Below are 7,061 nucleotides of genomic sequence, written 5' to 3'. Positions count from 1 at the left end.
TTGTGCGGCTTCGGTAGTCAGTTTGCCGCCCGCCGCGATGGTGGTATCGCCTTTCAGGCTGCCTATCTGCGAGGAGATTACGGCAGACGATACGCTGTTTTGCTGCAGCTTGGTTTGGGTTTTACCGTAACCGGCCATCGCCACGCCGTTTTTCAGGCTGCCGGTGAGGCCGGACTTTTTGCGCTCGTGGTTTTCCCAATCTTGGTAGCGGTTCTCGGCAGCATCAACGCGCACCTCGCCGGCGGCGGTAACCAGGGTCTGTTCGTCGCTGATGACTTGGCTGCCGCGGATGCGGGTGTCGCCGCCGGAGGCCGTTCTGACTTCGCGGCCGGTAATCACGCTGCCGGCTGCTTCGTCGTGTTGGCGCCGGTATTGGTCCAGCCGGCTTTTGCTGCCGACCAAACCGCGCTCTTTGCTGTAGGTCGATTCGTCCAGATCCAGGGTGCGGCGGCCTTCGCTGATGTCGATATTGCCGCGGGCGGCCAGCTCTACCCGGCCGCTTTGGTTGTCGATTTGGCCTTGGCGGATGTTCAGGTCTTTGCCGGCGGATACGGTGATGTTGCCAAGCGCTTCGATGCGGCTGCCTGCTTCGGCGCTTTGGTGGACGTGGCGGTGGTTTTTGTCGTTTGCCGCGCCGTAGCTTTCGTGGTTTTCGGTGCGGACGGTGCCGAGTGTGACGCTGCCTTCGCGGGCAATCATTTGGCTGTGGCCGTCGCGGGCGCGGTTGGCCAGGCGGGCGCCGTTCAGTTTGATGTCGTGCCCTGCTTCGAGGCTGAGCAGGCCTTGGCCGTCTTCTGTGCCGCTGACATACAGTCCGGCCACACGGTCAACGGTGGTGCGGCCGTTGTGCGAGTCGCCGCTTTGGGCGGTGCTGCTTTGGAGGGTGATGTTGTCGGCTTTGAGGCTGAGCAGCTGTTCGGCTTCGATGCTGCCGCCGGTGATGTCGATTTGTTGTTGGGCGTCGAGTATGACGTTTTTGCCGCCGATGCGGCCGCTGTTGCTGATGTCGCCGGCGGCCAGATCGACGATGCGCCGACCGGCCAGGGTGCCGCGGTTGTCGATGCGGCCGGCATTCAGCTGCAGGGCGTCGGCGCTGATGAGGCCGCCGGCACTGTTGAGATCGCCGGGGCGGGCGAGTACGTAGACTTTGGGTACGAGTACGCTTTGGCTGCTGCCGTCGGCCAGGGTAACGGTCTGGCTTTCAAGCCAGACGATGTCGCTGGTCAGCCGGGCAACCTGCTCGGGGGACAGGGCGATGCCGGGGGTCAGCTGCTGGGTGCGGGCGAAGCTGATGCCGGCGTCCATCAGGGCTTGGAATTGGGCTTCGTCGTTGGGGTAGCCGTCCAGACGGCGGTAGCCGGTCAGACGGGCAATCTGTTCGTTGATCAGGCGTTGCTCGTAATAGCCGTCGCCCAGCCGTTTGTGGGTGCGGTTGGGATCGGTTTGCAGGGCTTTGAGCATGTAGTCGCTGCCCAGCCAGGTGCGGTAGTCGGCATAGGCGGGATCGGTTTCCACCAGATAGCCGGGGCGGTCGGGACGGACGGTGTACAGGCTGCTTTCGGGCAGGCTGAAGCTGACGTCGGGACTTTTAATGCGCGGAGGGGCAACGGCGGCGGTGGCGGCATCGGCTGCGGCGGCATGGCCGGCAGGAGGGTTCAGGCTGCCTTGGTTTTGCAGAATGTCGCTCAGCTGGTTTTCAAAGTCGTGGGTGCTGACGCTCGGGTTGTTGTAAGCATAACCACCTCTCCAATAGACATGATGCCTGCCTCGGTGGCCATGGCTTCTTTCGAAGGTCGCATGTTCGCTTATGCCGACTTCTTCCAGACGCCGCTGCTCTTGGGTGGCGTGGTTGGCAATCTTGTCTTTGGAAAGCCCCGACAATGTGCCACCGATCAGGATTTTGCTGTCACTGTTACGCCATTCTCCGCCTTCGGCTTTCAGGTCGCCGCCAATCAGGATTTCGCCCGGACGGCTTTCTACGATACGTTGGCGGTAACGGTTCAGGCTGTATTGGTAGCGGCGTACCGCCGATACGTCGGAGCGTTCGAATTTGCGTTCGGTACTGCCGCTTTTCTGTCTGCCCTGCTCGTTGAAACGGAAGACCAGATTGGTTCGGTATTGGCTCATGTTGCCGTCTTCGCCGTCAATGTAGCGTTCGGGCTCGCCGGCAAAGGTGTAGGCAGTTTGGCGGCGGCTGTCGGCCAAATATTCTTCGGTGCGCAAACCGGCGTTCAGGTTGTCCAGTTTTTGAACGGCAATCTGCCCGCCTCCCGCTGCTTCAATCCGCGCGCCGCGGTTTTCCAGTCGCTCGGCCCTGCCTTCGGCCTGATGGCTCTCGTTCAAACGGCCGCCGATATGCAGTGTGCCTTCGCTGCTGATCAGGCTGGAGACGCTGCCGGTTTGTACTTGGCCGTTTTCAATCCGGCCAAAGCCGCTGCCGGTGTTGCTTATGCTGCGCATGCCGATGTCCAGCCGCTCTCGTGCGGCAATCACGGGGGCTTGGTTTTTGCCGTCTGCGCTTGCTTCTTCGCGGTTGTTCAGGCTGCCGCCGCCCAGGGCGAGACGGCTGCCGTAGATGCGGCCGCTGCCGATGTTGTTCAGGCTGTCTGCGGCATCAATACGGGTCAGGCCGTTGCTGTTGATCAGGCCGCGGTTGTCCACGGTGTCGGCGCCAATACGGGTATTGCTGCCGGAAACCAGTTTGCCTTCGGCGCGGTTGTCGATGTGCCGGGCACGGATGTCGAGGGCTGCGCCGCCGGCCAAACGGTGGCGGTTGCGGATGCTGCCGCCGCTTTCGATGCTGAGTGTGCGGCCGGCTTCGATGTCTGCGCTGCTGTCAAAGTCGGCGCTGAGTTTGAGGGCGGCATCACGGCCAGCGGCCAGGGTGCCGCTGCCGTCCAGTACCCGGGCATCCAGTCCGATGTCCTGTCCGGCCAAGATGCTGCCGTCTTGGTTGGTGATGTTGTCGGCGGCCAGTTTCAGGCTGCCGGCAGTGGTGATTTCGCCTTGTTCGTTGTTCAGGCCGTCTGAAAGGCGGATGTCGCTTTGGCTGTTGCTGCGGATGGCGCCTTGGCGGTTGTCGAGTCGGGTGCCATCCAGTTTCAGGCTGCCTGCGGCCAGGGCGCCGCCGCGGTTGTCGCTGTGGCTGCTGTGAATGTCGGCGCTGTGGGCGAGAATGTCGCCTTGGCGGTTGTCGAAACGGCTGCCGTCTGCTTTCAGGCTGCCGAGGGTGAGGCGGCCGCTGTTGGCCAGTTCGCTGTGTACGTTCAGATCGGTGCGGCCGCCCGCTTCGATGGTGCCGCTGTTGTCCAAACGGCCGGAGACGCTGATGCGGCCGTCGGCAGGAGTGGGAACTTGGGTATGGCCGCCGTGACTGTTGCCGCTATTGCCGTTGCCGTTATTGGCGGGCGGCCGCTTGTTGCCGGAGTGGGAACCATTGTTGTTGCCGTTTCCGCCGTTGTTGCCGCTACTGTTTCCACTGTTGCCGTTGTTGTTTTCCGGCAGGCCGATGCGGCCGCTGTTGGCCAGGCGGGCGGTATCGACGGCCAGATCCTGACTGCCGCTTTGGCTGATGCGGCCGCTGTTGTCCAATACGGGGGCGGCAATGTCCAGACGGCCGCCGTCGATTTGACCGCTGTTGTCAATCCGGGCGCTGCGGATGCGGTTTTCTGCGGTGCTGAGAATGCGGCCGCTGTTGTTCAGGCTGCTTTTGCTGTCGATGCTGCTTTGGCCGTGGGCGTAAAGGGTGCCGCTGTTGTCGGCTTGGCCGGCGTTAAGACGCAGGGTGCCGCCGTCTTGGGCGGCGACGGTGCCGCTGTTGGCCAGTCTTCCGTCGGCGCTGAGGGTCACGCCGCCGGCACCGGCGTAAATCTTGCCGGCATTGCGGATGCCGCTGCCGGCATCGGCAGCAATCAGGGTGATTTTGCCGGCATACATGCCGCCCAGGGCGCCGGTGTCGATGGCAAAGACGGGGGCGGATGAAGACGGAGTGCGGGGTGCGGCGGCGTCTTTCAGGCTGCCTGCGGCGTCGGTTTGGCCGGCGGCGGCAATCACTTGGACGTCCTGCCCCCAAATGCCGCCGTCAATCTTGGCGGCACGGCTGAGAATGCGGGTGTAGTCGGCACCGCGCCCGTCAAGACCCTGTGCGCCGATTTCAATACGGCCGCTGCCGATGTCCAAACCGTCGAAACGGCCGTCTGCCAGGATGGGACGGCCGGTGGTCAGGGTGGCACCTGCGCTGTTGATAAAGCCGCCGCCGTCGACGCGGATGCCGGCGGGGTTGGCCATCACCACTTCGGCGCGGCGGCCGGCGATTTCGATATAGCCGTTCAGCCGGCTCGGGTCGCTGCTGTTGATTTGGTTGACGATTACACGGGCTTCGTCGCGGGCGAGAAAGGGGTTGCCCTGTATCCAGCCGGCCTGGCGGGTGGATACGCTTTTATGGCTGTTGTTGAGAATGGTGCCGCGCGTGTCGACATCGAAACGGCGGTATTGGTTGACGGATACGCCGTGGGCGGTGGGGGTTTGGATATTGACCTGCGGTAGTCCGTTGCCGGTTTGCAGGATGACGGGCTGCTGGGATTTGGGGGCGGATTTGTCGGCTTGGATGTCGGCAGCGGCGGCGGGCACAATCAGGGCCGAACCGAAACCGAGCAGCAGGCTGAAAGTCAGCGTGCCCAAATGCAAACGGCAGCCTGAACGGGTTTTTAGGCTGCCGTCACCGCCACCGGTTTCTCCGCCTGAGCGCTCGCCGGGACTTTTGCCCTGCCCGATGGCAGTCTCGGCTACGGCCATCAGGATGCCGCGGGTGCGGTTGAAGACGATTTTATGGCAGTGTTTGTTCATGTTCTTGCGTCCGTGTGGAAATGGGAAACAGGCAGCCCAAATGCAGGCGGTGCCCGTGTTTTCTCCGGTTAAAACGAATAGTTTAGGTTGAAGCCGAAAACGGCGGTACGTTTGCTAAAGCCTTGCGGTTTTTTAATCGGTTTGCCGACAAACAGGTCGTAATTCAGGCTGCCGCCTGCTTTGAACTGGCCGCGCAGGCCGGCGGCGGCGCCGATTAGGGTTTGGCCGAGCAGGTATTGCGCCGAGTCGCCGGAAACATGGCCGCCGTCTAGCGCCAGATAAAACTGGTGGGCAGCCTGAAAATACCAGCCGGCTTCGTTGCGCCAGTACCAGCCGCGCTCGGCCGACAGTGAGCTTTCGCCGTCGAAGCCGCGCACGGTGTAGCGACCGCCGATGGCGATTTTGTCCAAAGGCGTCAGCGGGGTTTTATTCCACTGGGCATGCAGGGCGGTGTCATATACGAAGTGCTGCCGGCCGATTTGGAAGGGGTGGTTATAGCTGATGTCGGCAGTGATCACCTTCATTCTCGAAGTGCCTTCATCAAACACCTCTTCAGGGGCGGCAATGGCATCGGCCATGCCGGTGCCGCGCTTGTAGCCAAGGCCGATATCCAAAGTGCTGCGGCCGATGTATTCCTTGTGTTTTAGGCTCAACTGCCAACCGGCGGTTTTACGGCGCTGTACTTCGACTTCGGCATCATCGATAAAACTTTGGTTTTCTTTCTGCCACAGTTTGAAGCCGATATGGCTCTTGCGCCGCGCATCACGGTACAGCAGGCGGGTAAATCCGATGTCGCTGCCACGGCTTTTGCCGTTGTAGTCGTACACTTCATTGATACCCGCCACGGCTTGGTGGTAGCGGTAGTAGTTGTGGTTCCAGCTCCACAGCCAGTTGCCCGCAGGAACGGAATAGTGAAAGGCGTAGCTTTGGGTGCCGCCGGCGGTTTTTTTGCCCTCGGAGTCGGTATGGGTGTCGGTATGGCCCAGATGGCGGCCGTAGGACAGATAAAACAGATCGCTTAAGCCGAAAGGGTTGTCGGCAGAGAAAGTCAGGCTGCCTTGGTATTTGCCGGTGGTTTTGCTGCCGGAGTCGTCCACACCGAGCGACAGGCGGTAGGGCAGCAGCCGCTGCCGCCAGGCAACAATGATGTCGCTTTCATCGGGTGCATCGGCGGGAACGATTTGAATATCGGCTTCCGCGGTGGGTACGCGCTTGAGATTTTCCAGCCCCTGCTCGATACGGCGCAGATTCAGAATATCGCCGCCTTTCAACGGAATTTCGTTTTGAAAGGCGGCAATGCGCGCGGCACGGGTTTGGTCGTTGTGCGAAGTATCAGTGCGAACCGAGCGCACTTTGCCGGACAAAACGGTTAATTCCAAAGTTCCGCTGTTTAAATCCTGCGGTGCGGCCAAAATACGGGTAGTGGTATAGCCGCGGCCGATAACGGCGTTTTGTGCCGCAACCATAATGCGGTTGATGCCTTGCGCACCCAAACATTGTCCGGATTGGAAGCCGGTTTCTTTCAAGGCTTTTTTAAGTGCAAACTGAAAACGGCCGGCAGCATCGCCGGTCAGGGTAACGGTATGAATGGGGAAACAGGGGGATTCGGCCGATTCGGCTGCAGACGGAGTAAGCGTACTTTGCCGCGTATCTTCCAAACGCACATCGACTTCGCGCTGCAGCTGCTGCTCCTGCTGCCGGCGTCGCATTTCCTGACGTCTGAATTCGCTTTCTTCAATGGTATCGGCAAGTGCAGCCTGAAAAGAAAAGGCTGCCAAAATAGCTAAACTCAGATGGGTGTGTATGGCGGACATAATGTTAAACCCAGTATATTTTTACTTGAAAATAAACTCACTAAATTTTACAAAATCATTGATAAAATGTCAATGTCTTAACTTTATCTATAGATATCTGGCGCTGTTTACAGTATCTGAAGATTTCAAGAATGATACTGTGAAGCCTTATGGCAGCCTGAAAGGGTTGCGGTGTTTGAGATGTTGCCGGCGTATTTTTCTTAAGCTGTTGTGTAAAACACTGTTAGAGACCTTTGCAAAAAAGCCCTTCCCTCGACAACCGAAACCCAAACACAGGTTTTCGGCTGTTTCTCTCCCCTAATACCTCCTGATTTTACCCAAATGACCCCTTAATCCTCCCCGGATACCTGATAATCAGGCATCCGGGCCGCCTTTTAGGCACAAACAGGCACACTTAGCCTG

General features: G+C 60.0%; 2 protein-coding genes. Both read right to left on the bottom strand.

Annotation, left to right across the window (positions count from 1 at the left end):
• Window positions 1–4,845: two-partner secretion domain-containing protein (locus ACTHSW_RS10625; protein WP_440373902.1), on the bottom strand; the 4,845-nt coding region annotated here is incomplete at its 3' end.
• A 68-nt stretch (window positions 4,846–4,913) separates the two neighbouring features.
• Window positions 4,914–6,659: a ShlB/FhaC/HecB family hemolysin secretion/activation protein gene (locus ACTHSW_RS10620; protein ID WP_070461294.1), complete on the bottom strand. Its 1,746-nt coding sequence runs from the start codon at window positions 6,657–6,659 to the stop codon at window positions 4,914–4,916.
• Between the last annotated feature and the right edge of the window lie 402 nt (window positions 6,660–7,061).

This window comes from Neisseria sp. P0008.S004 (assembly GCF_051962755.1).
GTDB lineage: Bacteria > Pseudomonadota > Gammaproteobacteria > Burkholderiales > Neisseriaceae > Neisseria > Neisseria subflava_A.
The sequence above is the reverse complement of the archived record's forward strand: the minus strand, read 5'-3'. Positions and strand labels throughout refer to the sequence as shown.